The organism is Bacillus sp. ISL-4, from assembly GCF_018613275.1.
Taxonomy (GTDB): Bacteria; Bacillota; Bacilli; order Bacillales; family DSM-1321; genus Peribacillus; species Peribacillus simplex_E.
Genome location: NZ_JAGGQN010000027.1, coordinates 35,828 through 59,404, shown reverse-complemented (window position 1 = coordinate 59,404; position 23,577 = coordinate 35,828). Strand labels below are relative to the sequence as shown.

Below are 23,577 nucleotides of genomic sequence, written 5' to 3'. Positions count from 1 at the left end.
CCTCCTACTCGATTTTATGGAGCTTTCGAGGGAGTTTAGTTCATAAAGAAAATACCAATAATTATTTTTAAAACTTATGGGAACAGTAAACCTAAAAAATATTAGGTAGGTTATATCTTGAATAAATTTTTCTTAGGTCTGTCCATAAGTTTGTTACTATTGAGTGCTCAACCTAATATGATTACTTCAGCAGAAACTGAATTAAATAATAAGTTAATTTATGATACATTATTGACTTCACTTGACCCATACATTTCAGAAGAAGTAGTTAATTATTATGGTTATTATAAACAGTACGGTTTATTTGATGCCAAAATCATAAGGATAATTAGGCAAAGTGAAGGTAGTTTTAGTTTTAGGGTAACAGTTCAAGTAAATACATTTGAACACGCTCATAATCCTCCATATGGCAAAGAAACAATCACTTTTGATGTAAGCCCTTTTGGTGTAAAAGTGATTAATTTTGTTCATAAAGGGGATGAAGAGGAAATGAAAATAAATGAGTTTTACAAGAAAGTTCTTTTAGATATACTGCAAACATTTAATTTAAGGTTGGAATCCTTTTCAAAATATAGTAATCAACAACTACTATATAAATCAGAAAAACAAAAAGAATACAAATTTCTTTCAGATATTGTAACTGACATTATAGTTAATGATTTAAATCCTGATATAAAACCTCCATTTAAAAATGTGATAGACCCAGTTACTTTCATTAAGGGTACCCAAGGGTATATTCTGTTTAAAAGGTCCGATGGAACAAATATAGTTCTTCAAGTGGCTATGAAAAATGGTAAATGGGTGGTCGTAGAAAAGAAAAACAAACTAGGTAAGAAAATGCAAAATGAGTTGATTTGGTATATGTAATGTTAGGACTAGGCTAACAGGTGCGTTAGCTGAAGATCAGAACTGTCTTTTAGGCAGCTCTTTCTAATGGGACTGACGGGGCAGGATCGTACACGAGTGCCGTTTACGCTTTGTTCTACAATTGGTCTTAGGATGTTGAACAATACAGGCTGGTGTAGATTTAAAATTAAGGTTGAATGAAAATACTTTGATCATTTGCAAAAAAGTTAGAAAAAAATATTCGTAAAAGACCATCTCCTAGAAAACCAATTTTTAAGAGATGGTCTTTTATTTTTCTGGAAAATGCTTTTTTTAAGGATGAATAATTCAATAAAATACTCATTAATAGGTTGTTCACTCTATATTTAACCAAGCGTCTGCCAACTTTTCAATTCCTTTACGTATTTCCATCTCTTCTAAGCCGGCAAAACCGAGTTGTATAGTGGGGTGACTCGGGAAATTCTCCATGTAAAATGGGGAGCATGGATATACTTTAACGCCGTTTTTGAGCGCTTTTTTGACGAGCCACTCTTCACTTTGCTTTGTTGCAACTTCAATGACAATATAGATGCCAGAGGAGCCACCTATAATTTTTACAGTATCTTTAAAGTGCATTTGAATGGTGTCACATAACACCTTCATTTTCCGTTTATATATTGTTTTCATTTTACGTAAATGGGCATACCAATGTCCTTCTTCTATAAAATGATGGATTGTACGTTGGTGAAGTGTTGAAGCTGTTTGCTGTAGTAATGATGCAATTTGATGATATCTAATTAGTATTTCCTTTGGCAGCACCATATAGCTCAGTCGAATGGAAGGCAATAATGCCTTAGAAAAAGTACTCAAGTATATGATCTGCTCACTGTTTGTTAAACTTTGTAATGAAGGTATAGGCTGCTGTTTATAGCGAAATTCACTATCGTAATCATCTTCAATAATATATCCATTCACTTTTTCAGCCCATTCAATTAGATTATATCTTTCGTTGATAGGCATCGTTATCCCTAGTGGAAACTGATGTGATGGTGTTACGTAAACCAAGCGGGCATTAAACTTATCTAAGTGTGTGATGTCAATACCGTCCCCTTTAACAGGTATGGGGACAACTGAATAGGATTGTAATGAAAAAAGTTCTCTGGCCCCATTATATCCAGGATATTCTACAGCGATTTGAGTATGTTCTTCTTTTAAAAGGATGGATAAGATCGTCAAAAGTTGCTGTGTAGTACTACCAATAACAATTTGGTCACTGGTTGCTCTTACCCCTCTTGATTGAAATAAATACTTTGCTAAAGATTCCCGTAATAATAAATCCCCTTGATTCTCTCCATATTGATAAATCAGATTATCCTTTAGGACTTTATTCGAAAGATTGCGCCATTTCGCAAGAGGGAAGTCGATTCCATCTACAGCTCCAGCTTGAAAATCAATTGTAGGATTTACAATATTCTTGGAGGAAGCTTTAGTATGAGGGATTATCTCGGAAATAGATAATAGTTCCGAGATAGAAGCTTGAACATAATATCCTTTTTTAAATTCACTGCGAATGTAACCCTCTGCTTGTAATTGTTCATACGCCAGCTGTGTCGTATTACGGCTCACTTGTAGCAGCTCTGCAAGCGCCGAACAGATGGCAATTTCGTGTTCTCTGCAATTTTACCTGAGACAATTTGGGCTTTAATATAGCGATAAACTTGTTGATACATAGGTAGAGTGCTATTTCGATCAACATTAAATACAAGTTCATTCATTCTACGCACCTCATCTGTCATTTTTAAATAGTATAAACTGCACCTTTTCGAAATGACAACGAAAGTGAATAATAGCATTATATATAATTCATTGAAAAGGGGAATGTAACATGTAATTTCAAAAAGTCCTTTATTAATACAATTCCCTATTTTTGGGTAATATAAGCTTTTAATTATTTTAGGAGGAATGGAAATGGAACAACGCATTAATTATCTTGAAGTAGCATCTGAAGCAATTAACCTTATGATGGAAATGGAGAAGTATACTAAATCTACTGAAATAGACCGTAAACTGCGTGAACTAATTAAAATCCGTGCTTCTCAAATTAATGGCTGTGCTTTTTGTCTTAATATGCATACCTCTGAGGCACGAAAAATGGGTGAAACGGAACAGCGTTTATACTGCGTCAGTGCATGGAGAGATTGTGATTTTTACAAAGATGCTGAAAAAGCGGCATTAGAATTAACTGAACATGTGACGTTAGTTCCAACTATGGGTGTACCTAATGATCTTTATAATCGAGTGCGTATCCATTTTAGTGAAAAAGACTATGTAGATCTTGTTATTTTGATCAATCAAATTAATAGTTGGAATAGACTCTCCATTTCAATGGGGAATTTCGCAACTGCCGAAAAATAGGAAATTTTTATTTCTATATAAGTATAAATTTTCAGCAAGCGGGCGCTTTAATGGCATTAGAATCACGGAAATGATCAAACTTTTTTATAAGAGAATGATTCAATTGAATATAGAAAAAGCGTGTTTTGATCGATCTTTTTTTCAAAACACGCTTTTTTTATTTGCCTTTTACAAGGTTCATTAAATTAATTTAATCAAACTTTATTTCAAGGCTAAAAACAGGAGGTTAATTGATTAAGCGCAGTATAGTCGTACTGTGTTTTGGATAATTATGGTATACTCAGTCAATCTGTAAAGGTGGGAACTATTATGACCATTAATGGCGGCGATGCAATATATTCGATATTTTTCCTTATTTGTATATTTGGGATATTTTCTGGAGTGTTTTTTCTTGTACGGTCATTCGTTACTAAACAGCCAAGCAAGTCAGATCGTAACGAACAAAAACTTGATAGAATAATTGTGTTACTTGAAAAGGATAAGAAAGAGTAATCTTTTTTTTCCTTTTTAACTTAATTTTCCCTCACAATTTGTGTCATCCCTGCAAGACTTATAGAACTAACGTATTACGAAAGGAATGTAATATATTGTTTTTCTTATATGCAATTTTATTTTTCATTTTTGGATATAGTTTTATATTAGCATTAATAAAAGCTATACAAGAGGAAGTATCCCAGCATCTTGCTGGAATCCTTTTTCTTGTATGGGCTTCATTAGCAATAATCGTTATTGTGAATTTAATGAGTTTATAATTATTGTTCTTATTCAACAATTAGGTGCTTTACTTCAATAAGGGAGTTGCTTCGGCAGCTCTTTTTTTATATAGCTAACGGAGCATTAGTTCAACAAGCTTTAATTAAGAAATATTCCCATTTCAACTTATTTAGAGAAAGGTATTTTCTTGCTTTTTTCTTTGTGTTTTGAAGTTGCTTTTTATTAAAAAAGGGTATTTTTTGTTGAAAAATAATACTTTTAGTGTAAAATTACACTAAAAAGGGAGTATTTAGTATATATGGATAAAGAAGAATTCATCAATTTAATATCAGAAAAAATGAAACTTGTCCGAACAGAACAAAGTTTTTCTCAAGAGAAGATGTCTGAAATTCTAGGGATTTCAAAAAAAACACTAGTTCAAATTGAAAAAAGAAGAACTGAAGCCAATTGGACCACCGTTGTTGCATTTTGTGCTTTGTTTAATCATAGCCAATTGTTGATATCATCAATTGGTGACAATCCAGTTGATTTTGTTCAGTTAATTGCTAGTAAAAATGGTGGTATGCCTAAAGAAAAAACAATGGGTGGTAAGATATGGTGGAAAGAAATCGAGTATAGAGGTGATTTTCGTTTGCAACAAAATTTGATTAGTAACCATTACCGTATATTGGATCAATATGATTATCGTTGGCATAGTTCTTTTAATAAAGAAGAGAGTTTAAGTCGTTTAAATGAATTACACGAGGTGGGGACTATCGAGAAAGACAAAGGTATAGGGATGGGGAAATATGAAGAATAAGATTTTGCTTTTTCTATTGATAATAAGTTTAGGAGTAAACTTGTATATATTCGGAAAATGGTTTCTGACTGAACAATGGTATGAACCTTCCTCTGAAGAAAAGGCTATTTTAAGTGAAATGGTTCAAAAAACGGTTGAGAGTGAAGATTATAAAAAGATAGCAGAAAAAGAGAATATCATTGCTATTGATACAAGTATTGATAAAAATAAAGGGGGAGTATTCCCCTACTATTTTGATGTAAGTGTTCGTACTGATAAGCAGACCTATCTTTTTTCTTGTAATAATGACCAATGTTCAAAAATGGAAAATGGAGGTTGGACTTACTCTATATATCAAGACGAAAGTCCACGGCTTCCAATTAAAAAATAGAGAAATGAAAAAAATGACTGAAATAAAAGAAAGACTACTTCCTTTAATAGCAAGGATCGTAGACTTACTTTATTCTTATAGGTGTTTAAATTACAATAAAGTCGTCCGATTTAAAAAAGTTTAACCGTTTTTCTTATGGCACTATAGGGCAGGTTAGTTCCATAAGATAAGGAAATTTTTTCTTGAGGTATTAGTAAGGATAATTTTTGGTAAGATGTCTTTATGGAGAAGTGATATTACAATGAAAATATTAAAAAACAGAATAAAGCCCTTGTTTATTCCAGCGTTATTCTTATGGATAACAGCAGGAATTATCCACATTGTTTCCACCTTGTATTACGGTGTTTACAATGATTATCGGTCTATGGGTTATATCCTCATATTCATTGGGCTGTTTTTAATATTAATTGAACGGTATTTACTAGAAAAGGCAACAAAAAAGGAACTAATTGGGCTAGGTTTGACATTTTTACTAATCATTTTATCTCTATTGTGTGTTATATATTTTTTGTGATTGAACAAACGGATGCTTTACTTCATATCAGGAGCCAATCAACAGCACTTTTTCTTATCTGAAAAGGGAGAATAATTGAGGAATTATTTTAGAGGAATATAATTGGAGTAATTATGAAAGATAAAGAGGATACAAATGATGAAAAAAGAAAAAAAGAAAGGCAAACGAGGTTTTTTCAAAGGCATAATGAATGAAATTCGTGATTCAATCTTATCTGAATTGGTTTTTAACATCTTAACTCTTATCCCAAGAACGATAGTTCGTTTAGTAAAGAGTTTATTTTAACTGATTGAGGCGGAAGTAATTCTTATAGAACTCCCTCAGTTTAATAGATAATGCTCACGAATACTCGCTTATTCGCAGGATTTCAAACCACATGGTATAGGTTGCTTTAGATGAACGAAAGAGATAGAACCGTTTTGATAAGATGACGGTAAAACTGCATACTCTAACGAAGATAGCTATGAACTTATATTAAAATATAAGGGGTCTTTGGAAGAGCTGTCTTCCATGAAAAAACTTGAATACACTTATGAAACAATCACTGAAAGCGGGAGTAAAACAGAGACATACACTGAACCACCTAGCGAAAAGGTATTTACAACTAGTGGAAGTTCAGAAGGTGGATCAAAAGTAAGTAAAGATGAAGTTATACAAATTATTGTAAAATGGGATGGCTTTGATGAGTCATTTGAACTGCATAATAAAGTTAAGTGATTTTGTTAAATTAACGGGTGATATATTTCATTATCAAGAGCTGATCAGCAGCGCCTTTTCTTATACAACTATCGGTTGCATTAGTTCATTAGCGAGCTTTGATGACCAGCTCTTTTCTTATGGAGCTAACAGGAGCAGGATAGACTGAATAAGATATAAAAAATTTTTTATTTCAAAATAGATTCATATCCGTTTCGGATCTATTCATTGATTCATATCCTATTAATATTAGGAGGGATGAATAGATGGCATCTAATGATGAATTAATTTGTCAAAAGTTTGCTAGAATTATCGGCGGACAAGAAGGGTTTGCGGGTGGAAAATGTGTGACAACCATAAATCGAAATGAAATAAAAGCAAAAATTTTAGGAAAACGTTTTAGAGTAACCTCTTCTTTCTCATTTGAATCAAGAGATAATCAGACTGGACGAGCATTGTGCCTAGGTAGGGTTGCACTGTTGCAAAGTGAAGTCGAGAATTTTGTTGCTTTGATTCTTAAACAAGGAATAATAGTTTCATCCATACACAATGAGTGGCTATTTGATAATCCGAATTTGATTTACGTTAATATCGAAGCGGTTGATGATCCATTAGTTTTTGCAAAGAAAGTCAGAAAAGCGCTAAGGAACTAATGGATTTCCCACTTGTCTGATTTTTTAATGAACATAATACACGGTAAAATACTGGTTTTGTTGAACTGACAGGTGCGTTAGCTGATGATCAGGGCTGTCTTTAAGGCGGCTTTTTCTTATGGAATTAAAGGGGAACTTTTTACAAACGGTTGGTTAAGGAATTGTTTGACAATTCTTATAGTTTTGATTAATATTCAAGTATTCAATAAAACACTTGAATAGATAGATGGTGATTTACATGTTTAATGAACGAAATTTAAAAGATTTATTGTATCAAGAGTTCGCAAGAATAGGTAAAAGTCTTTCTAGTCCAAAACGGTTGGAAATTCTTGATATTTTATCTCAAGGTCCAAAGTCGGTGGAGGCATTATCTAAAGCTGCTAATATGTCTGTGGCGAATGTTTCTCAACATTTACAAACCCTTGCTAATTCTAGATTGGTAAAGTTTCAGAAGAAAGGGAACTACGTCATTTACGAACTAGCAGATGCAGCCATTTCGGATTTTTTAACTTCCTTGCATACATTATCAGAAAAACAGTTTGTACAGGTTCAACAAATCAAGCAAAAGTTCTTAAATGTCAATCTTGGCATGGATGGGGTTTCACTTTCAGAGCTTAAAGAACGGATGGATAAAGGTGAAGTTATTTTGTTGGATGTAAGACCTATGGAGGAATATGAAGAAGCTCATATTCCTGGTGCAGTTTCTATGCCAATTGAAGAGTTAAGCGAGAAACTTTCAACTTTACCAAGCAATTGTGATGTTGTTGCTTATTGTCGCGGTTGTTACTGTTTAATGTCAGTGGAAGCTGTTGAACTTTTAAGATCTAAAGGTTTTAATGCATTTCGTCTAGAGGAAGGTGTACATGATTGGAAATTACAGAATGATAAATGAGGTATTAACAAATGTCTAATAAAGCATATCAATTGAATCAGAGTTATGTAGATTCTCAAGAAAAACAAAAAATGTTATACAAACGCACATTAATTATTGTAAGTATTTCACAAATATTTGGTGGTGCTGGGTTAGCGGCTGGAATTACGGTGGGGGCACTTCTTGCACAACAAATGCTTGGCACAGATGCATTTGCTGGACTTCCTTCGGGTTTATTTACATTAGGGTCTGCAGGGGCGGCTTTAATCGTAGGGAGACTTTCTCAACGTTACGGTCGTCGTACTGGTCTAACAGCTGGTTTTATGATAGGTGGACTTGGGGCAATAGGAGTCATAACTGCAGCTATAATAAATAGTGTTTTCCTTTTATTTGCTTCCCTGCTTATTTATGGTGCAGGAACAGCGACAAATCTACAAGCTCGTTACGCTGGTACGGACTTAGCGAACAATAAACAACGAGCTACTGCTATTAGTATTACAATGGTGTTTACAACATTTGGTGCAGTTGCAGGTCCAAATTTAGTGAATGTAATGGGGGATTTTGCTACTTCTATTGGCATACCATCACTTGCTGGTCCTTTTATTTTATCGGCAGCAGCATTTATCCTGGCAGGTATTGTACTTTTCGTCATGCTACGCCCAGACCCATTAGTTATCGCAAGAACGATAGAAGCGTCCAACCAAGAAAGTAAGCGAATAGAACATTCGACGGATACTGAACAAATAGCAAACAAAAGAGGTATTATTGTTGGTGCGACAATTATGGTTCTTAGTCAAATCGTAATGGTGGCTATCATGACAATGACACCAGTTCACATGGGACATCATGGACATAACTTGGGTGAAATAGGTCTTGTTATTGGATTTCATGTAGGTGCCATGTATCTCCCTTCACTGGTTACAGGTGTCCTTGTTGATAAGTTTGGTCGTACTGCTATGGCTATTGCCTCTGGGGCCACTTTGCTTCTGGCAGGCTTAATATCAGCGATTGCACCAGGTGATTCCATGATTCTCCTAGTAATTGCTCTTTCATTACTTGGATTAGGTTGGAATTTTGGTTTAATAAGTGGGACTGCTCTTATTGTTGATTCAACTGAAACTTCAACTCGTGCTAAAACTCAAGGTAAAGTGGATGTTTTAATTGCATTATCAGGAGCTTCTGGCGGAGCCTTATCCGGAATGATTGTGGCTGGTTCAAGTTATACAACATTATCATTTATTGGAGGGTTATTATCTTTATTATTGATTCCAGTGGTTATCTGGGCCCGGGGAAGTAAAAAATGAAATTCGAAGTAACAGATGCTTTAGCACAATAAGAGAAATAACAAAGTCATTTCCTATCGTATAGGAAACGGCTTTTTTTGCTGGGTTTTGCTTATCATACAAAATACCGTAGTTTGGCGGTACCCCTTCTATACGTCTTTTTCGATGAATGAAAGGTAAAGCGTGTTTTAAAAGATTGATCAAAACATGCTCTTTGTCCAAGGCGAGATTGATTTCATACATAAATTATTTGGAGTAGCCTCATAATTCATTGATGAAAAGGATATTGTGTCCATCTTCTATAACTTGTTCTCATAAAAACCACCCCTCTAATAAATGTTTTCCTTGTTCCTTATGATTATGACCATTTAACTTTTTGCTCAGAGGAGAAAGATCAGGGGGGCTGTCGTAGTTAATTCTTTTTTCCAAATGTAAGGTCATACACTTAAATTAATATATGTTTTACTTGAATTCCTAGGTTTTATGCAGCTAAAGGGGCAGATTAGTAGAACAAGCCAATCAATGTCTATGCTACAATCATTACAAGCATGGCCATTAAAATAAGTAGATGTTTGGGAGATCACTATGGGAAAAATAAAAATAGCATTGTTACACCTATTGCCTATTGCTGGTGATGTTGAGTATAACCAAAAACTAATAGAACAAGCCATTCAAATAGCATCAAATAATAATGCCGAATGGATTATAACACCCGAACTATGTGTCAGCGGGCTTCAATTCAATCATAAGATTGGCACTGGATGGATTAACAGGCAACCTGATGCTTGGATGAGTGATTTGAGACGTAAACTAAAGAATTTGAATAGCACTGTATTTTTGGGTTGCCCTGAAAAAGGCAGTAACGGAGAGCTGTATAATTCTGTGTTTGTCATAAATAAAAAAGGTCATTTATTAGGTAAACAGAGAAAAATCAGTGTTATTGATGATTGGTCAGCTTCGGGGGATGTAATAGAGCCAATAAAAACAAATAATGTTGAGGTTGGTATTATGATATGTGCTGACGCATATACCAAAGATATTGCTAACAACTTATTTGAAAAAGGAGCAAAAATATTAATTGCACCGTCTTCCTGGGGTCCCGGATTACATGGTCCAGAGGGAGAATGGGAACAAAGGTCATTAGAAACAGGACTGCCTGTAATAGTCTGTAATCGTACTGGCGAAGACGAAACTGTCCGTTTTTGGGATGCAGAAAGCATGATCATAAAAAATGGTGTACCTATCCTAACACACAAATCAAAACAATCAGCTATACTTACCTTTGAATGGGACTTACAAAGCATGGAATTAATATCCCCTCATTTCGACATCGATTACATATAATGAGAACTTAATTATTAAGGAACATGAAAATGAAAAAACTTTGTTTCAGTGCATAAACGGATAAAACCCCTTGGCCGCCAAGGGGTTTTTTGATGGGTTCCTTAATGATTGTTTATGCCAAAAAAAGCCCGAGGCCGCCATATCCATGACCGCCGCCACCGCGGCACAACTACATTCAACGATATAAATGAACAGCAGGAAGGAGTTGAATTTGAAGAATTTCCAAATATTCAAAGGTATTCAACTGATAAAGTTCTGAAATAATAAGAAAAAAATGCGGGAGAAACCAAATGAAAAACAATAAATTTTATCAAGTGATTATCGCTATTTTTATACTTGTCTTAATGGTCGATCACCCGGTCTATGCAACGGAATGGGAAGATGAGGAAGGACCAATAAGCTTTAAAATTGAGATGTTACCTTGGGAGATTGTGAACAACATTATTCCTACTAAAACTATTTTCACCATTATTGATATTGAAACTGGTTTATCATTTAAGGTACAAAGAAGAGCAGGCAGCCATCATGCCGATGTACAACCACTAACCAAAGAAGATACTCAAATCATGAAGAAAATTTATAATAATAAATGGAGTTGGAATAGAAGAGCCATTATTGTATTAATCAATAATCAAATGATTGCTGCATCTATGCACGGAATGCCACATGGTGCCGGTGCTCTACAAAATGGTTTTTCGGGTCATTTCTGTGTTCATTTCTCTGGGAGCATTACGCATCGTTTGAAAAACGAAGATCTTTCTCATAAATTAATGGTATTGAAAGCGGCTGGTAAGCTTGATGATTATATACAAACGGTAAGTCCCTATGAACTTATACGTATTTTTACCATTGCCGTTAATCAAGGAGATCAGAAATTATTAGCCATGACCTTATCAAATCCGGGACATCCTAATCGTGTCAATAAACTTGTTAAAGATATTACATATTTTGGAGTTGATGACCCTTTAAAACAACCGCCGGAACAACTAAATGGGCTATTTCTCGTGGATGTACCCGTTCAAGTAGCCATTTATAAGAAGAGAGAAGGCAAAGAAAAAAAGGTTATGCATTTTATGATCCGAAGGGAAAGTTTGACTGATCGTTGGATTATTGATCAGGATTCTCTCCATGAAGACATCAAATAGGATTTGTGAAGTTAGGTATTGAAATGATTAATCCTAACTATATTAGTGTGGGGGTGCATTCAATTGAGATTAACATGGATTGCCGGAATTTTACTATTCGTTCAACAAGTGAATATCTCTGAAAGCTTATCGGTAACTCAACATGGGCAAACCATTGCCACTGTCAACCGTGCTGATGTTACTATGCCCATACTTAATGTTCCTATGATGGACTTGGATAAATACAATCGGTTTATCGAAAAACTAGACAGCCAAGTGTATCAAAAACCTGTAAATGCCACTATTGATAAACATGGTAATATTCTACCTGGGCGGGTAGGTTATAAGCTTTACCATCAGGCGTTTAATGAGCAATTTTATTCCTTTTTGTATAGTAGTAAAACATACAAATTGGAAGTGCCTTTGCTTGCTATTTATCCAAAAGTCGACATCGAATTGCTTGCCCAGATTCGTGTGAAAAAAATAGGTGAATATAGAACCTATTTTAATCAGAACAATAAAAATCGTTCAAATAATATCTTGCTTGCTACAAAAGCCATTAATAATTATGTCGTGTTTCCAGGAGAGACTTTTTCTTTTAACCAAGCCGTTGGCAAGAGGACAGGAGACAAAGGGTATATGCTCGCTCGGGTCATAGTCGAAGGAGAGTTTTCTGAAGGGATTGGTGGAGGGATCTGTCAGGTGTCATCCACCCTGTTTAACGCTATCGACAATGCAGGATTGCAAACTATTCAACGCTATTCCCATACTAGGAGCGTTCCTTATGTTCCATCTGGTCGGGATGCTACAGTAAGCTGGGATGGTCCTGATTTTAGCTTTAAAAACAAGTACAATCAACCAATCCTAATCCGAGCTACAACACATGGAGGAATTGTGAGCATCACGGTTTATTCTTCAGATATGATTAATTATGAGACCCGAAAAGTTCCCAACGCTTCAAAACACATATCAAAAGAAATTTCGGTGTGATTAATAAGTAAACGCAAGCATGTTCTGTCGTGGGAGCTAGACACAAATACTCCATCTAAAAGATAGACACTGCCCCCTTAATACAATATTCCATTAAAAAAAAGGTTGGTAAAACAAGGAGAAGTCAGTTCGTAAAAATTACTTTTACGAACTTTTTGTTTGTTAATTTAAAACTGGATCGGTTCAGCTATGTTAAAGGCCTAACCACTATTACTAATAATGAATTTTATTAGGAGAGCTAAAAATATGGGATTATACTTTCAATTTTTTACGACTTTGTTGGTTTAGTTATTCTCTTTTTTGTTGTTCAATATGCCATTAGTATTTGGATTTAGGCTTTAAGGTCCGAACTTAAAGAAATAAAAAAACAAATCAAAGATTTAAGCGGAAAATAAACACATAAGCAATTTTTCTTATTCAAGTATTGGGTGCAAGCTATAGCTTAAGACCAGGGCTGCCTTTTAGGCAGCTTTTGCAGTTTAGTTGAATAAGTAGATGTTTTGATGTGGTATTTAAGAACTCAGATAATTTAAAGGGAGATGATTTAATGTCATTTAATATTTTAGTACCAATGATAATAATGGGTATCATAATTCTTTGCGGCTTTGGAATTTTCAAGATTGCTAAAATTATAAAAAGGTAATAGCTATATTTTTATAACTTCCACTAATTCAACTGTAAGGTGCAATGGTTGAGAATTGAGGCTGGGGAATGTGGCAGCCTTTTTCTTATGCTAACTAACGGGGCAGGCTAGTTGATCCGTAAAGAATTGGTGTATTATGGTATAATTTTCAGGTAGTTGTCTTCAATACTCAATGTTAGGGTGGTAATTTAATGGCTAGAATTTTACCTCGACTTGGAATTAGTCTGCAAGTAGTTTTCTTCATTTTATTCTTTGGAACTTTATTACCAAAAATAAATAATATGGTAGCCACCTTCGTTTGTTTATTTATAGGGTTATCAAGTTTAATTGCTGGTATTTACTCGGTTAAAAGCCAACAAAATTTAATTTTATCTATTGCGGTCATCATTATTGCACTACTTATTTTAGGTTTTACAATATTCGCATATTTTTTGGGTGAGGCAGGCTACCCACCACTAATAATGCAATAAAAATTTCAATCTGTATTAATTGCGATTCTGATAAAGATAATCACTTTTTCATTTGAACTACCAGGTGCGTTAGCTTAAGATCAAATCTGTCTTTAAGGCAGCTTTTTCTCTATGTAACTATCGGGGCAGTTTTGTGGACAAATAGCAGAAAAAGCATTAAAGGTGATACTGAAGAATTAATATAAGGATCCTACATATAGTAAAATGTGGCATTGCATAAAGTGCAAGGTTTATAAGATATCCCTAAGAAATTTTTGTGATATTGAATTGAACCATCTATATCTCCTAATGGGAGTGATGACTATATCGAGCATACCATTCGGTTACCTTATTACTGTGCTTTTTGTCGCTTGGTGCGCGTATTTCGTAGTTGCACCGCCCAACTTTCCCCGAATTTTTAATTCTTTAGGGCCTTACTTCGGCGTAATAAATGAGCTGCCATTCTTTGCACTTTTCTGGTTGATTGGTTCAACTTCGTTAGCCTTTATTGAAGGCGACGTCCATTCTCCGGTCGGATGGATGGCTTTTGGAATAACAATTTTGGCTGTGGGAACACTCGTAGTGATGGATGATGGTCTGGAGGAAAAGTGGCGTACTACTATTAACCCTAAGATTGAGCACCGATTACACAAGAAAATTAGTGCTAAAGCTTTACTCGGTCCATTCTTTAAAAGACGATACGATATAGAGAGGGTTTCAAACATCCACTATGGGAATGAAGGTATGAGGAATCAACTGGATGTTTATCGCCATCGCTCTCATCCGACGGGCTGCCCCACGTTGGTGCATTTGCACGGTGGAGGATTTGTAGGCGGTAAAAAGAACAGCCAATCTCTCCCTCTTATTTACCAGCTCGCGAGCAATGGGTGGGTGTGCATCAGTGCGAACTACCGCTTAAGTCCTGATGTGAAATTTCCCGACCAGTTGATTGACATTAAGAAAGTGATTGCTTGGGTACGCGAGCACGGGTCCGAGTACGGAGCTGACCCTACGACGATATTTTTAGCTGGTAATTCGGCGGGGGCTCATTTGAATGCTATGGCTGCACTGACTCCAAATTCCCCTGAATTCCAGCCGGGTTTTGAGTCTGTGGACACGTCGGTAACTGCCGCCATTTGTCTATACGGCTATTACGGTTATATCGATACAAAACCTGGATTTTTCTCCTCTCCTAATGCTTACAGTGGAAAAGAAGCACCGCCATTCTTCGTGGCGCATGGTGATCAGGACAGGTTAGTGCCAGTGGAAAATGCCCGACGCTTCGCGGAGCACCTGCGTGATTCCTCATCTAATCCGGTTGTTTATGTCGAACTTCCTGGTGCTGAGCACAATTTTGATTTGTATCACTCCATACGTACCGAAGTAGTCGTGCAGGGCATTGAAGCATTTACAGCTTGGGTTCGGGCCAATAACAAACATAATTAGACCTTAATTTCACAAACGGGTGCATTAGCTTAAAATCGAAGCTGTCTTTAAGGCGGCTTTTTCTTATGTAACTATCGGGGCAGGGCAAAAAGACAATTAATTAATTAAATAATTGTCTTTTTCAACCCACATGGAATGGAGGAGGATATGAAAGGATTTCAGGATGTGCAGAATTTTAGAAGTTCCTGACTCCCATCTTCCTTAGGGGAGTTTTTTATTTTCTCCCCATCCTCTATAAAGTCTTTTTAAACATTAAATATCCGTGGCGTTGTAACGGAACAAACAGTTTTAACGGAACAAATAGATGATAGGTTAATAGTGAAATTACCCATTGCTCTTTCATTAACTATCACTTGTCCGGTAACAGCATCAAAACTCCGTAACTCTACAAATATAGGTGTAAATGGTTCAGCGGTTGTAGTAAATCCAATGATTGAACCTATGATAGAAGTTCTTAAAAACTCACTTATTTCTCGTCGAGTCTGACATGCTTGTCCGATTGGCTGTAATGTTGTTTTATGACTCTTATCCTTTCCTTTATCACAGCAACATGATTTATCTCCGCTGGATGGATTATGACCGCAGAATGGGTTATGACGACATAATATATTTTGACAAGATTTCATATATATATCACTCCTTTTTCTACTATATATGAAATAAAAAAAAACATGCTTGTACAAATATACTAAGTTCCTGGCCTTTATCGTATCCGTCCTTCCATAAAGCAATCTTATTTATATTTCTAATGAATGTTTCGTAATCGTTACTAAGTTGGAAAAGAGATTGTGAGGAATGTCCTTAAACGGATGCGTTAGCTGAAGATCAGAACTGACTTTAAGGCAGCCTTTTTCATGCAACTAAAGAGGATGGTTAGTTAAAAAAGGTTATTGCTATAATTATGCAGAATAAGGTAATACTTAAAATCTTAGTACATAAAGGGTGTCTATGAGGATGGATTATAAGGAAGGTACCGAAGAAAATGAAACAAGCAAGTCACAATTAAATATACTTCATGAATTAAATGAAATTTGCTTATCACTTAATTTTGATTTGTGGTTGCGGGGCGGATGGGCGGTAGATTTTCTTCTGGGAAAGATTACTCGGTCACATTCTGATATTGATTTAGTTACTTGGATACAGTATCGTGAGCACTTGGAGCAGGTGCTTGTTAATGATGGTTTTCAAATAAAGCCAGTCAGCGAGTTTCAAACCGATTTCCTCAAGAACAATGTCGAAGTGAGTTTTGTATTTGTTAGGTATTCGGATAATGGCGATATAGTCGCTAACGGTTTTCCAGATTGGGTATGGAGGAAAGATGCCTTGCCAATGGAACCTTGTAATTTACAAGGTATATCAATAAATGTTTTAAACCCATACCAATTACTTGAAGAAAAAAAAGTTCACGAACAAGGAACAGGAAAAACACTTCGTCCAAAGGACCTTAAAAGCATGGAAATTATTCAACAGATAATTGATGCAAAAAGTTAAAAGTTAAATAAGGCTTTTATTGAGTTAACTAAGGGAGGTTGCTGAGGCTGCCTTTTTTATAATGGAACTAACTGGGCAGGATATTTGAACAAATATATCAAAATATAAGAATCAGGGGGAGATGAATGAAAATGAATGACGAAAAATTTGGCTTGGCCAGTGGAGTAGTAATAGCTGTAAGTAAAAGTGATAAACACACATTCAGTAAGGAAAATTGCAAGAGTATAAAACTGTTGAAAGGTTTGGGCGTTGAAGGAGATGCCCATTTAGGTAAAACCGTTAAGCATCGTTCACGTGTAGCGGCTAACCCAAATCAACCTAACCTGCGGCAAGTTCACCTAATCCACTCAGAATTATTAGATGAATTGAAAGATAGGTTTAATGTTAAAGCTGGTCAAATGGGTGAAAATATCACCACAAAAGGTATCGATCTGCTTGAATTACCGAGGGATTCGTTACTATATATTGGGGAAACAGCGGTTATTAAAGTAACAGGCTTACGAAATCCATGTGCCCAAATTGATCAATTTAAATCAGGACTGATGAACGCTGTTTTAGACCGGGATAAGCAAGGGAACTTGATACGTAAAGCAGGAATAATGAGCATAGTTTTGAAAAGCGGTGAAGTTCACCCCGGGGACGTGGTTAGAATTCAATTACCTCCTTTACCTCATACACCTCTTGAAAGGGTATGAGGTATTCAAAAAAACCGTTTTTATAGTAAAACAAATCAAATTTAACTGGTTGCTTTACTTCTATTAGGGGGTTGCTAAGGCAGCCTTTTTCTTATGTATTGATGAAATTAATCATTTTAAAAGAAAGTAAGGGGCAATAAAATTCAACAAGAAATCCGCTTGAATTACAGGGAAATTATGGTATTGTGAATTGGAGGTGATTACTTGAGGAAATGGTTTCTTTTTAGCCTATTTATTGTTTTATACTTTTTATCAGCTTGTTCATCAAATCCTTCTATAGAACTTGTAGATGCGAATGTTGATATTGTTAAAGATAAAAGTTTACTTGATTCAATTGGTATAAATGAAGGAGAAAGAAAGGGAGATGAGCTGATTCCGACAGCTTTATTTTATGAATTTACCATTAGAAATACAGGTAATAAAACAGCAGGTATTGAAGAAGTTGATAAAGGAATTGAACTTAAGATTGAGCCCAAAGACAAATTGAGAGCGGTGTCAGTAGACGTAATAGGCTTCAATATTTATGATCCTGAAGATTATAACGGGAGTGGTGTAGGGTTCGGTCATTCTTTTTTATCAGTTCTTAAACCTGACGAAAAGGGTGAGTACACTCTTAGCTACGATTTAGGTGTAAGTGAAGAAAATTCCCAAGTTCCACTCCTTGTACCTTCAAAAGATAAATTAGATGAACTTAAGAAGAATGCATTTGATGCTTTTTTAGTTGTATCAATTGAAAATCAAGAAATAGCAAGATTTGACCTGAATAAAATTAAAAACTAACGTTAGCTGAAGATCGGGGCTGTCATTAAGATAGCTTTTTCTTTATGCAACAAAAGGGCAAGCAAGTATAACTTAAATTTACTGTTGAAATGGAGGACTATAATGGGCCAAGTGAAAGGGAAAATTGCAATTATTACGGGAGTAAGCCGGCTAAAGGGGATTGGGGCTGCTATTTGTAAGGAGTTAGCTGAAACGGGTTACGATATATTTTTTACTTATTGGACGGCATATGATAAAAAAATGCCTTGGAGTATTGAATCAGATGAGCCCATGAAATTAAAAGAAGAATTAATAAAAAAGGGTGTTAAGGTATCATGTATGGAGTTGGATTTAACTTTATATGATGCACCTGAACAACTTATAAATGAAGTTTCTGAACAACTTGGTTATCCTGATATCTTGATTAATAACGCAGCATACTCAACTAACAACGATTTTTCAAATTTAACTGCCGAAGAATTAGATAAGCATTACATGGTAAATGTCCGTGCAACGACACTATTAAGCAGTAAATTTGCTCAAAGGTTTGATAAGAAATCAGGAGGAAGAATTGTCAACATTACATCAGGTCAGTCACAAGAGCAATGCCTGGCGAATTAGCATATGCAACAACAAAAGGAGCAGTTGATGCTCTAACCATCACATTGTCGGCTGAACTCGCCCTTTTAGGAATAACGGTTAATGCAATAAATCCAGGTCCAACTGATACAGGGTGGATGACAGAGGAAATAAAAAGTGAATTAAAACCGATGTTTCCTTTCGGCAGAATAGGGAAACCGAGAGATGTTGCAAAAACTATTAAGTTTTTAGTGAGCGATGAAGCAGATTGGATTACAGGTCAGGTTATTCATGCAGAAGGTGGATTTAAAAGGTAAATTAAACTAGATCTTCTTTGTTCAGATATCAATTTGTGTGAAGGATTGTACTTAAACTAACAGGTGCTTTTCAATAAAAATAGGTTGCTGAGGCAGTCTTTTTTGTATGTAACTAACCGATCGGGATACCGGAAGTAATAACGGTATAATATGGTATATAAAAAATTACGCTGCTGAATAAGGAGGTTGTTATATGAGTTATAAGAACACACTTATTACCATTTCAGAGGATTCAAAAGCTACTTCAGCAAAGGTACCTGTCATCAAAAACAAAAAACCCACTATTGCTTACATTGAGCATGAATTAATTAATAATAACCCATATAAATTTACACAAGAAGACGTACAATTTAAAACATACTTAATCAAGAATCAAATAGAAGAGGAAAATGCAGCTGAACTTCGAGAACGGTTCTTTTCAAAATCCAAGGCTTGCTTCAGAGCTTCTTCGTTAGTAAAAAATTATGGTTGGGGAATTCATTATAATAATCAAGGGAAAATTGCCATATATGATGCTAAGAGTGAAATGTATAACCAATTGCTGAATCAAGTCGACATTACAAAACTTAAAGGTATGCGTTCCAAAAGAAAATAAAAACTAACGGGACAGGTTAATTGATTAACAATTGAGCTAGTACGCCTAAAAAACTGGACTATTTTTCTTGAAATTAGGAAAGATAACTTCTGAGGTGAGTTTATTATATGAAAATGCTAGATATATATAGGTGTTTACTAACATTAGAGTCCTTCAGCAAAGGAATTGTAACAAAAGATGCGCTTGCAAAAGAAGATCTTAAATTTCTTGCAATTAACGATTTTCCTTGTCAAGTCTTGAATTAATTAGGTCATACTTCCCTTTATCTCCAGACATTATTGCAGGCAGAATCTAATATGCTGTTACTGGAGGTGATTTATTGGGCGGTATTTCAATTAGTTTATTCACTTTCTAACTGTCTTGATTCTGTTGGGGAACTAGTCGATGAAATTATTATCATTGATACAGGATCAAAAGATAACACGAAACAAATTGCCTCAGCCTTCACTGATCATGTTTATGATTTTGAATGGATCGATGACTTTTCGGCTGCGAGAAACTTCGCTTTTTCTAAAGCGACAAAAGAATATATCTACTGGCTTGATGCGGATGATATTTTAACAGAAGAGAATAAGGAGAAATTTTCAAACCTGAAAAAAGAGCTTCCTCCTCACTGTGATTCTGTCATGATGTTTTATCATCTTTCTTTTGATGGGAATGGAAACCCCAGCTTCAGTTCCAGGCGGAACAGGCTCGTAAAACGGGTAACGCGTGTTGGCCCAGAGAGCTTTAATGTGTCAGCAAGTGGAATAACAGGGACAACAGGAGCAACGGGAGCCACAGGAGATCCAGGAGCCACAGGGGCAACGGGTGCCACCGGAGCAACAGGAGATCAAGGCGCAACAGGGGCAACGGGAGCAACAGGAGATCCAGGCGCCACAGGGTCAACGGGAGCCGCAGGAAATCCAGGTGTCACAGGAGCCACAGGAGCCACAGGCGCCACAGGATCAACGGGATCAACGGGAGCTACAGGAGCGACGGGAGCAACAGGAGATTCAGGCGCCACAGGAGATCCAGGAGCCACAGGGTCAACGGGAGCAACAGGAGATCCAGGTGTCACAGGATCAACGGGATCAACAGGAGATCCAGGAGTCACAGGGGCCACGGGAGCGACGGGATCAACAGGAAATCCAGGAGCCACAGGAGCGACGGGATCAACAGGAAATCCAGGAGCCACAGGAGCGACGGGAGCAACAGGAAATCCAGGAGCCACAGGAGCGACGGGAGCAACAGGAAATTCAGGAGCCACAGGAGCCACGGGAGCAACAGGAAATCCAGGTGTCACAGGAGCAACAGGAAATCCAGGAGCCACAGGAGCCACGGGAGCAACAGGAGTAACTCCTCAATTATTTTTTGCAGAGGTGGCTGGTCCAATCGCTCTCACAACTAATGGAACCGAAACGACAGTGGTTACAATGAATGTACCAACTATTGTTGGCGAGAACGTTAAAGTGGACTTTGCTGTATCAATTGATGTGATCACAACGGCCAACTCAAATTTCACCTTTCAAACTAGGCTATATCGTAATGGTGCTTTAATTGATACACGTTCCGTTCAAAGAAGTATAAGTGCTGCAGGTACATCAAGATTTCCTGTTGCATCTACTAATGTAAATACTGCCGCTATCACTGGAACTTCAGCATATGAAGTTAGAATCGCTTATACAGTAGCATCAAATGTAACCTCCTCAAGTGCTATAAATGCCGATATTAACGCAATACGCTTTCCATAATGAAAGTAACTCTATATCACCAGCCATATTCCTTTAAAGTAAGGGTATGGCCTTTTTAATAAAAAGGATTATAAGGCCATAAACTTTTTGAATGTACTGTACGTGGATTGATTGCAATGGTATTTTATGGTAAATATCTGATGATAGGTGCACTAATTTTATTATGTGGCCATATCATATCCTCAACCTTGTTCATATCCCTTATGATAAGTAGTCTGGCTGTATACTGTTAAGCCTAGTGCTTGTGTTATTTGAAAGTAAAAAAAATTTAACCTTTAGGCAGCTAAAGGGGCTGGATAGTTCAGCAAGCATAGTGTCTTCTTTGTGGGTAATATTAAACATTTTATGGAATTTAATATATTAATTGGTTAATATGATTTAGAGGTAATTTTGTTTTGGGATACACAGGTTTGTTCGTAATGCTGGCAATTATCTTTTTAATAGTAATTTCTAATAGGTTTTTATTCTGGTGGATAAAAGCTACAATAGTAGCTTATTATTCTGTAATTTCTTATATCTTTATAAAAACTAAAAACAAAATTGATAGACAATATGAGAATATTCTTCCTGTACCAGGTGTATATTGGGATAAAAATTCAGGCTGGGTTGATACAATGGTTGGATATTATTTCTGGCCTTTGGCTGTAATTCTCCTTTTTATTTATTACAAATGGTATAGAAGTGTACAAAGCAAAACAGTTAAAGGATTGGTTGTTGTAAGTTTCATTCCATCAACTGCCATTTTTTTATTTATTACTTTTTTATTCGGTTTTGGATACGGGTACAGACCATAAGGCTTGTACTTTTTTATTTCATAGTTTGTGTCAACTCTCAATAGGTCTTAAGCAACTAACGGGTGCGTTTGCGACATAATAAAGCTGCCATTTGGCGGCCAAAGTATAATTAATAATAAAATTCAAAATAAAAATAAAAAAGAATTTTAGGGGTATTTTGGGTATTTTGTATTTTTTGCACACTTTATGCATAAATTTGTAATCATAATGTAAAATTAGGTAAATATGTTTGTCACTTAAAGCTGATAAAATCAAAAAAAAGGATTTTATCGGGGGAGAAAATGAAAAAAGTTATAGCATCTTTTGTCGTGTCTGGATTGTTACTATCAAATCCGTTGGTTAGTAATGCTGCATTGGGTGATCGGACGTTAAAAAGTGGAATGACCCATACCGAAGTAAAGCAATTACAAGAGGTTTTAAAGAAAAAAGAATATTTTAAGAGTAAGAATACAACTACATATTTTGGGACGGTTACTAAAAGTGCAGTTGTAAAGTTCCAAAAAAGTAAAGGCTTGAAAGCTGATGGCATTGTAGGTCCGAATACTTATAAAGCATTGGGTGTAAAAAAGCAGACATCCAACGTAGCTAATGTGAATAAAGCAAGCAATAAATCTTCTGCGATAGTTAAAGAAGCAAAAAAACATTTGAATGTACGGTATGTATGGGGTGGAACTACACCAAAAGGTTTTGATTGCAGCGGATTCCTAAAATACGTTTTCGATAAAGGTGCAGATGTCACTTTACCAAGAACGGTATCTGAAATTTATAAAAAGGGGACAAAGGTTTCCAGACTACAAGCTGGAGATTTGGTCTTTTTTGAAACCTATAAACCTGGTGCCTCACATGCTGGTATTTATATCGGTGGGAATCAATTCATACACAGCTCCTCATCAAATGGTGTAAGCATTTCCTCTATGGATAATAGTTATTGGAAGAAAAGATATTTAGGAGCAAAAAGAATGTAATAGAGAAAGTTGCCAGTTCTTTTTTTAGAAACTGGCTTTTATTTTTTTAAATTGTTCTACAATAGGTTACGATACTGAGAAGTCCTATGTGATCTTTATCAATCAAATAAGGATGCTAGCATTAAACCCCACAAATCCATACTATGCATCAAGTAACGTGGACCAAGTTCCTCCAAATGTTCAATAAGATTTTTATTGTTTTCATGGGGGAATCTATCCTTTTAAAATGAAAAATAAATAGACGAGTTGCCTCGTCTACCCATTCCTTATGAAACTGTTGATTTATCCTGCTTCTTTTCAACAGTCGTTAACTCAGGATTTTCTGCTTCATCCTTATCTTCATCATTTACTAATCCCTTGGTAGCACTCTTGAATTCAGTTAAAGTACGTCCAAAGGCTCTACCGATTTCCGGCAGCTTTTTAGGTCCAAAAATTATCAAGGCAATGACAAGTATTAAAATTAAACCTGGTATACCTATACTTTGTAGCATAATGCTTCCCCCAAGTAATTAA

25 protein-coding genes and 2 pseudogenes are annotated in these 23,577 nt (G+C 35.8%); 24 read left to right on the top strand and 3 right to left on the bottom strand.

Going from position 1 to position 23,577, the window contains the following annotated elements:
* Positions 1-117 precede the first annotated feature (117 nt).
* On the top strand, positions 118-867 hold the full coding sequence (locus J7J00_RS18200) for a DUF3888 domain-containing protein (protein ID WP_214793153.1): 750 nt from the start codon (positions 118-120) through the stop codon (positions 865-867).
* Between the two features lie 333 nt (positions 868-1,200).
* On the opposite strand, the pseudogene pdxR reads toward J7J00_RS18200, so the two are convergent.
* Positions 1,201-2,600, bottom strand: a pseudogene (gene pdxR / locus J7J00_RS18195) (MocR-like pyridoxine biosynthesis transcription factor PdxR).
* A 193-nt stretch (positions 2,601-2,793) separates the two neighbouring features.
* Here pdxR and J7J00_RS18190 point away from each other — a divergent pair.
* The 15 genes from J7J00_RS18190 to J7J00_RS18120 all read left to right on the top strand — a co-directional run bounded on the left by J7J00_RS18190 (position 2,794) and on the right by J7J00_RS18120 (position 15,136).
* On the top strand, positions 2,794-3,240 hold the full coding sequence (locus tag J7J00_RS18190) for a carboxymuconolactone decarboxylase family protein (RefSeq protein WP_214793150.1): 447 nt from the start codon (positions 2,794-2,796) through the stop codon (positions 3,238-3,240).
* Positions 3,241-3,549: 309 nt separating this feature from the next.
* A complete protein-coding gene (locus J7J00_RS18185) occupies positions 3,550-3,732 on the top strand; it encodes a DUF4083 family protein (protein ID WP_214793147.1) in 183 nt (60 codons plus the stop codon).
* Positions 3,733-4,252: 520 nt separating this feature from the next.
* Positions 4,253-4,753 carry a helix-turn-helix transcriptional regulator gene (locus tag J7J00_RS18180; protein ID WP_214793144.1) on the top strand — a complete coding sequence of 167 codons (501 nt, stop codon included), beginning with the start codon at positions 4,253-4,255 and terminating at the stop codon, positions 4,751-4,753.
* Entirely contained in the window at positions 4,743-5,123 is a 381-nt protein-coding gene (locus J7J00_RS18175) for a hypothetical protein (protein WP_214793141.1), read from the top strand. The genes J7J00_RS18180 and J7J00_RS18175 overlap by 11 nt, the downstream gene beginning before the upstream one ends.
* A 652-nt stretch (positions 5,124-5,775) precedes the next feature.
* The gene (locus J7J00_RS18170) at positions 5,776-5,922 is read left to right on the top strand and encodes a hypothetical protein (RefSeq protein ID WP_214793138.1); all 147 of its coding nucleotides are present in this window, start codon (positions 5,776-5,778) and stop codon (positions 5,920-5,922) included.
* 225 nt (positions 5,923-6,147) lie between these two features.
* Entirely contained in the window at positions 6,148-6,354 is a 207-nt protein-coding gene (locus J7J00_RS18165) for a hypothetical protein (RefSeq protein ID WP_214793135.1), read from the top strand.
* 245 nt (positions 6,355-6,599) lie between these two features.
* Positions 6,600-6,986 carry a DUF1259 domain-containing protein gene (locus tag J7J00_RS18160; RefSeq protein ID WP_141992093.1) on the top strand — a complete coding sequence of 129 codons (387 nt, stop codon included), beginning with the start codon at positions 6,600-6,602 and terminating at the stop codon, positions 6,984-6,986.
* A 238-nt stretch (positions 6,987-7,224) separates the two neighbouring features.
* Entirely contained in the window at positions 7,225-7,878 is a 654-nt protein-coding gene (locus tag J7J00_RS18155; RefSeq protein ID WP_214793132.1) for an ArsR/SmtB family transcription factor, read from the top strand.
* An 11-nt stretch (positions 7,879-7,889) separates the two neighbouring features.
* Complete coding sequence (locus tag J7J00_RS18150; protein WP_214793129.1) at positions 7,890-9,161, top strand: MFS transporter; 1,272 nt, start codon at positions 7,890-7,892, stop codon at positions 9,159-9,161.
* A 564-nt stretch (positions 9,162-9,725) separates the two neighbouring features.
* Entirely contained in the window at positions 9,726-10,484 is a 759-nt protein-coding gene (locus J7J00_RS18145) for a carbon-nitrogen hydrolase family protein (RefSeq protein ID WP_214793126.1), read from the top strand.
* Between the two features lie 114 nt (positions 10,485-10,598).
* Positions 10,599-10,748 (top strand): hypothetical protein, encoded by a 150-nt coding sequence (locus J7J00_RS18140; protein WP_214793123.1) that lies wholly within the window; start codon positions 10,599-10,601, stop codon positions 10,746-10,748.
* 26 nt (positions 10,749-10,774) lie between these two features.
* Positions 10,775-11,629 carry a hypothetical protein gene (locus J7J00_RS18135; protein ID WP_214793120.1) on the top strand — a complete coding sequence of 285 codons (855 nt, stop codon included), beginning with the start codon at positions 10,775-10,777 and terminating at the stop codon, positions 11,627-11,629.
* A gap of 63 nt (positions 11,630-11,692) precedes the next feature.
* Complete coding sequence (locus tag J7J00_RS18130) at positions 11,693-12,598, top strand: VanW family protein (protein WP_286201450.1); 906 nt, start codon at positions 11,693-11,695, stop codon at positions 12,596-12,598.
* A gap of 834 nt (positions 12,599-13,432) precedes the next feature.
* On the top strand, positions 13,433-13,711 hold the full coding sequence (locus J7J00_RS18125; RefSeq protein WP_214793117.1) for an alpha/beta hydrolase: 279 nt from the start codon (positions 13,433-13,435) through the stop codon (positions 13,709-13,711).
* Positions 13,712-14,008: 297 nt separating this feature from the next.
* The gene (locus J7J00_RS18120) at positions 14,009-15,136 is read left to right on the top strand and encodes an alpha/beta hydrolase (RefSeq protein WP_214793114.1); all 1,128 of its coding nucleotides are present in this window, start codon (positions 14,009-14,011) and stop codon (positions 15,134-15,136) included.
* 245 nt (positions 15,137-15,381) lie between these two features.
* On the opposite strand, the gene J7J00_RS18115 is transcribed toward J7J00_RS18120, so the two are convergent.
* The gene (locus J7J00_RS18115; protein ID WP_214793111.1) at positions 15,382-15,762 is read right to left on the bottom strand and encodes a hypothetical protein; all 381 of its coding nucleotides are present in this window, start codon (positions 15,760-15,762) and stop codon (positions 15,382-15,384) included.
* 328 nt (positions 15,763-16,090) lie between these two features.
* Here J7J00_RS18115 and J7J00_RS18110 point away from each other — a divergent pair, with 328 nt between their 5' ends.
* From J7J00_RS18110 to J7J00_RS18075, 8 genes and pseudogenes are all read left to right on the top strand, one after another.
* On the top strand, positions 16,091-16,627 hold the full coding sequence (locus tag J7J00_RS18110; RefSeq protein ID WP_214793108.1) for a nucleotidyltransferase domain-containing protein: 537 nt from the start codon (positions 16,091-16,093) through the stop codon (positions 16,625-16,627).
* A gap of 125 nt (positions 16,628-16,752) precedes the next feature.
* Positions 16,753-17,322: an MOSC domain-containing protein gene (locus J7J00_RS18105; protein ID WP_214793105.1), complete on the top strand. Its 570-nt coding sequence runs from the start codon at positions 16,753-16,755 to the stop codon at positions 17,320-17,322.
* 204 nt (positions 17,323-17,526) lie between these two features.
* Positions 17,527-18,102, top strand: a complete 576-nt coding sequence (locus tag J7J00_RS18100) for a hypothetical protein (protein ID WP_214793102.1) — start codon at positions 17,527-17,529, stop codon at positions 18,100-18,102.
* A gap of 102 nt (positions 18,103-18,204) precedes the next feature.
* Positions 18,205-18,977: pseudogene (locus J7J00_RS18095) on the top strand (SDR family oxidoreductase).
* Between the two features lie 193 nt (positions 18,978-19,170).
* Positions 19,171-19,572, top strand: coding sequence for a DUF6157 family protein (locus tag J7J00_RS18090; RefSeq protein WP_214793099.1), 402 nt, complete (start codon positions 19,171-19,173; stop codon positions 19,570-19,572).
* Positions 19,573-19,868: 296 nt separating this feature from the next.
* Positions 19,869-21,305 (top strand): glycosyltransferase, encoded by a 1,437-nt coding sequence (locus J7J00_RS28660; RefSeq protein ID WP_309487201.1) that lies wholly within the window; start codon positions 19,869-19,871, stop codon positions 21,303-21,305.
* Between the two features lie 419 nt (positions 21,306-21,724).
* Positions 21,725-22,099 (top strand): hypothetical protein, encoded by a 375-nt coding sequence (locus tag J7J00_RS18080; RefSeq protein WP_214793096.1) that lies wholly within the window; start codon positions 21,725-21,727, stop codon positions 22,097-22,099.
* Positions 22,100-22,380: 281 nt separating this feature from the next.
* A complete protein-coding gene (locus J7J00_RS18075) occupies positions 22,381-23,064 on the top strand; it encodes a C40 family peptidase (RefSeq protein ID WP_214793093.1) in 684 nt (227 codons plus the stop codon).
* A gap of 266 nt (positions 23,065-23,330) precedes the next feature.
* On the opposite strand, the gene J7J00_RS18070 is transcribed toward J7J00_RS18075, so the two are convergent.
* On the bottom strand, positions 23,331-23,555 hold the full coding sequence (locus J7J00_RS18070) for a twin-arginine translocase TatA/TatE family subunit (RefSeq protein WP_214793091.1): 225 nt from the start codon (positions 23,553-23,555) through the stop codon (positions 23,331-23,333).
* Positions 23,556-23,577: the final 22 nt, after the last annotated feature.

Bases quoted from the DNA above. Each gene is read 5' to 3' on its own strand.
- J7J00_RS18190 (WP_214793150.1), top strand. From the start codon at position 2,794: ATGGAACAACGCATTAATTATCTTGAAGTAGCATCTGAAGCAATTAAC.
- J7J00_RS18185 (WP_214793147.1), top strand. From the start codon at position 3,550: ATGACCATTAATGGCGGCGATGCAATATATTCGATATTTTTCCTTATT.
- J7J00_RS18180 (WP_214793144.1), top strand. From the start codon at position 4,253: ATGGATAAAGAAGAATTCATCAATTTAATATCAGAAAAAATGAAACTT.
- J7J00_RS18175 (WP_214793141.1), top strand. From the start codon at position 4,743: ATGAAGAATAAGATTTTGCTTTTTCTATTGATAATAAGTTTAGGAGTA.
- J7J00_RS18170 (WP_214793138.1), top strand. From the start codon at position 5,776: ATGAAAAAAGAAAAAAAGAAAGGCAAACGAGGTTTTTTCAAAGGCATA.
- J7J00_RS18165 (WP_214793135.1), top strand. From the start codon at position 6,148: ATGAAAAAACTTGAATACACTTATGAAACAATCACTGAAAGCGGGAGT.
- J7J00_RS18160 (WP_141992093.1), top strand. From the start codon at position 6,600: ATGGCATCTAATGATGAATTAATTTGTCAAAAGTTTGCTAGAATTATC.
- J7J00_RS18155 (WP_214793132.1), top strand. From the start codon at position 7,225: ATGTTTAATGAACGAAATTTAAAAGATTTATTGTATCAAGAGTTCGCA.
- J7J00_RS18150 (WP_214793129.1), top strand. From the start codon at position 7,890: ATGTCTAATAAAGCATATCAATTGAATCAGAGTTATGTAGATTCTCAA.
- J7J00_RS18145 (WP_214793126.1), top strand. From the start codon at position 9,726: ATGGGAAAAATAAAAATAGCATTGTTACACCTATTGCCTATTGCTGGT.
- J7J00_RS18140 (WP_214793123.1), top strand. From the start codon at position 10,599: ATGCCAAAAAAAGCCCGAGGCCGCCATATCCATGACCGCCGCCACCGC.
- J7J00_RS18135 (WP_214793120.1), top strand. From the start codon at position 10,775: ATGAAAAACAATAAATTTTATCAAGTGATTATCGCTATTTTTATACTT.
- J7J00_RS18125 (WP_214793117.1), top strand. From the start codon at position 13,433: ATGGCTAGAATTTTACCTCGACTTGGAATTAGTCTGCAAGTAGTTTTC.
- J7J00_RS18120 (WP_214793114.1), top strand. From the start codon at position 14,009: ATGACTATATCGAGCATACCATTCGGTTACCTTATTACTGTGCTTTTT.
- J7J00_RS18115 (WP_214793111.1), bottom strand. From the start codon at position 15,762: ATGAAATCTTGTCAAAATATATTATGTCGTCATAACCCATTCTGCGGT.
- J7J00_RS18110 (WP_214793108.1), top strand. From the start codon at position 16,091: ATGGATTATAAGGAAGGTACCGAAGAAAATGAAACAAGCAAGTCACAA.
- J7J00_RS18105 (WP_214793105.1), top strand. From the start codon at position 16,753: ATGAAAATGAATGACGAAAAATTTGGCTTGGCCAGTGGAGTAGTAATA.
- J7J00_RS18090 (WP_214793099.1), top strand. From the start codon at position 19,171: ATGAGTTATAAGAACACACTTATTACCATTTCAGAGGATTCAAAAGCT.
- J7J00_RS28660 (WP_309487201.1), top strand. From the start codon at position 19,869: ATGCTGTTACTGGAGGTGATTTATTGGGCGGTATTTCAATTAGTTTAT.
- J7J00_RS18080 (WP_214793096.1), top strand. From the start codon at position 21,725: ATGCTGGCAATTATCTTTTTAATAGTAATTTCTAATAGGTTTTTATTC.
- J7J00_RS18075 (WP_214793093.1), top strand. From the start codon at position 22,381: ATGAAAAAAGTTATAGCATCTTTTGTCGTGTCTGGATTGTTACTATCA.
- J7J00_RS18070 (WP_214793091.1), bottom strand. From the start codon at position 23,555: ATGCTACAAAGTATAGGTATACCAGGTTTAATTTTAATACTTGTCATT.